Here is a 2,728-nt window from a genome sequence, read left to right on the forward strand (position 1 = left end):
GCCCTCGTAGGCGTCGAGAGCGTCGATATCGTCGGTCCGGAGCAGCCGCCCGCCCGTCTCGCCGCCGGGGGCGAGCGTGGGGTACTCGCCCTGCACGGGGTGAAGCCCCGACAGCACCGCCGAGCCGAGGAAGGCGTAGGCGTCGACGACCGACGCGACCCGCTCGGGCTCGGTCAGGGTGCCGTAGACGAACACGTCCATACCGACCGTTCGGCGCGCTCGCTTAAGAAGGAGGGGCCGAAACGAAGCGATAGAGCCGGAGTCGGCGCGAAGCGCGAGCGCCTCCGTGCGCGAGCGAGCGCGAGGGACGAGCGACTGAGCGAAGCGAAGGAGGGAGTCGGCTGGGGAGGTTCGTGGGCTGTACGGGTGGGACTGGAAGGGGCTGTCGTCTGGACGAACCCCGACGAAGCAAGGACCGCAACGTAGTGAGGACCGCAGCGAGTCGCGGGAGTCCAGACGACAGGGGCTTTCACAGTGTTGCTGATGCGGTTCTTGACCAGATCCCCGACGGAATAGCCGACGAAGCCGAGTCCCGAACACAATCGCTTTCCCCACACCACGACCACCAACGACCATGCGCGTCAGCGAGGGCGACGTCGACGTCGAGGCGCCCGACCCGCGGGACGGCAGCAGCGAGGGCGCCGGCGAGGACGTGTTCTTCAACCCCGAGATGGAGCTGAACCGCGACCTCACCGTCGCGGTCCTGCGAGCCTACGCCGAGCGAACAGAGGCCGGCGCAGCGAACGTCGAGCAGTCCGAGAGCGAAGACGACGAACGCACGCTCTCCTACCTCGACGCGATGACCGCCACCGGCGTCCGCGCCGCCCGCGCGGCCGAAGCCGGCTACGACGTGACCGCCGCCGACGTGGACCCCGACGCCGTCGAACTGGCCCGCGAGAACCTCGCGCTGAACGACCTCCCCGGCGAGGCGGTTCAGTCCGACGCTAACGTGCTCATGCACTCCGAGCGGTTCGACGTGGTGGACCTCGACCCCTTCGGGACGCCGATGCCGTTCGCCGACGCAGCCGTCGCCGGCACGCGGAAGCTGCTCTGCGTGACCGCGACCGACACCGCGCCGCTGTGTGGCGCCCACTTCGACTCCGGGGTGCGGAAGTACGACACCGTCCCGCGGAACACCGACTTCCACCGCGAGATGGGGCTGCGCGTGCTGATCGGCGCGCTGGCCCGCGTCGCTGCCCGCCGGGACGTCGCGGTCGAGCCGATCGTCTCCCACGCGACCCGCCACTACGCCCGGACGTACCTCGATCTCACCCACAAGGCCACTGCTGCCGACAAGGCCCTCCAGTGGCTCGGCTTCGTCTACCACTGCGAGGACTGTCTCTACCGCGAACACGAGTTCGGCCGGATCGCCCACCCGCCCGAGGACTGCCCGAACTGCGGCTCCGCGCGCTGCTCGGCCGCCGGGCCGATCTGGCTTGGCCCCATCGCCGACAGCGAGTTCGTCGACTCGGTCGCCGAGGAGGTGACGCCGAACATGGGCGAGTGGAAGCGCGTGAGCCGGCTGCTCGATACGCTCGGCGAAGAACTCGACACGCCGACCCACTACGACCAGCACCGCCTCTGCAAGCAGTGGGGCGCGCCGGCGAACAAGCTGGAGACGTTCCTCGACGACCTCCGCGACGCCGGCTACGAGGCCAGTCCGGCCCACTACGGCGGGACCTGCTTCAAGACCGACGCCGACGTCGAACAGATTCGCGAGGCCGCGAAGCCAGCCCCGGCGAGCGACCGGGAGTGAGGACGGTCACGACCACGGAGCCCATGCCGGGGCTGTGGGAACCCTCGGTCGACGACTGAGAATCAGGGGTTCCGTGGGTTCGCCGTCTCGTGGATGCCCAGCACCACCGCCGGCACCACGACCATGAACACGTGCTCCTCCAGCGGGATGCCCAGCAGTTCGATCCCGGTCCGCATCGGGATCGCGAACACGCCGACCTCCAGCGTGTACCAGTCCCAGACGTAGGCGATCGGGTACAGCGCCGGAATCGTCCGGGCGGCGCGGCGGAGCGCACCCTCGCCGGCGTGGACCAGCAACGCCAACGCGAGCGCGCCGAAGACGACCTCCGTCGCGAGGTACGTGTACGGCCCCATCGCGGTGATGTCCGGCAATGGGACCCCCGCCAGCGGCTCGAAGAACACCGCGACCAGCAGCGCCGCGAGAAAGAGGTACGCGCCGCGGACCAGCAGCATCGTCGCAGTTTCGGGATCGCGGCGGACCGCCACGGCGGCGACGGCGCCGAAAAGTACGCTCGCCGCGGGCGCGCTCGGCGGAAGGACGCCGGTGATCGAGAGGGGGACGACCGCGAACAACCCCGCGGCGAGCAGCGCGACCGCCAGCGAGCGCGAGCGGGCGGGACCGAGCGCGACCGCGACCGTCCGCTTCTCGATCGAGCGGTCGTACTCGTAGTCCTGCGCGTCGTCGATGATCTTCACGCCCGCGAGTACGATCACGAGCACCGCCGCCAGCGCGAGGGGCCGGGACGCGAGCGCGCCCGTCTGGGCCGCGTAGCCCGTGAGCAGACAGAGGCCGATGCCGACTGGGTAGCCCAGCGTCGTCGTCACGGGGTTGGTGTCGAACTGCGGCGCGTGGAGGTAGCCGATCGCCCACATCGGCGCCGCGAACGCGACGGCGACGGGGCGGGCGAGCAGCGCCAGCCCGCCGAGACAGCCGAGGAAGCCGACCGTCGCGCCGACGAGTCCGAGCCGACAG

The 2,728-nt window shown here is 70.5% G+C and carries 3 protein-coding genes; 1 reads left to right on the forward strand and 2 read right to left on the reverse strand.

The features are described 5' to 3' along the window. Positions 1 to 201, reverse strand: a 201-nt coding sequence (locus ACFR9S_RS03830; protein WP_379818097.1) for a gamma-glutamylcyclotransferase, incomplete at its 3' end; no start/stop codon positions are given. A 373-nt stretch (positions 202 to 574) separates the two neighbouring features. Between ACFR9S_RS03830 and ACFR9S_RS03835 the strand changes: the two genes are divergently transcribed. After that, on the forward strand, positions 575 to 1,756 hold the full coding sequence (locus tag ACFR9S_RS03835; RefSeq protein WP_379732452.1) for a tRNA (guanine(26)-N(2))-dimethyltransferase: 1,182 nt from the start codon (positions 575 to 577) through the stop codon (positions 1,754 to 1,756). A 62-nt stretch (positions 1,757 to 1,818) separates the two neighbouring features. Here the strand turns inward: ACFR9S_RS03835 and ACFR9S_RS03840 are convergent. Continuing rightward, positions 1,819 to 2,728, reverse strand: a 910-nt coding sequence (locus ACFR9S_RS03840) for a lycopene cyclase domain-containing protein (RefSeq protein WP_379818098.1), incomplete at its 5' end; no start/stop codon positions are given.

The sequence above is a fragment of the Halolamina salina genome, assembly GCF_042678005.1.
Classification (GTDB): Archaea; Halobacteriota; Halobacteria; order Halobacteriales; family Haloferacaceae; genus Halolamina; species Halolamina salina.

What these genes read in the sequence shown, in the direction of transcription:
- ACFR9S_RS03835 (WP_379732452.1), top strand. Translation starts at nt 575, where the DNA reads ATGCGCGTCAGCGAGGGCGACGTCGACGTCGAGGCGCCCGACCCGCGG.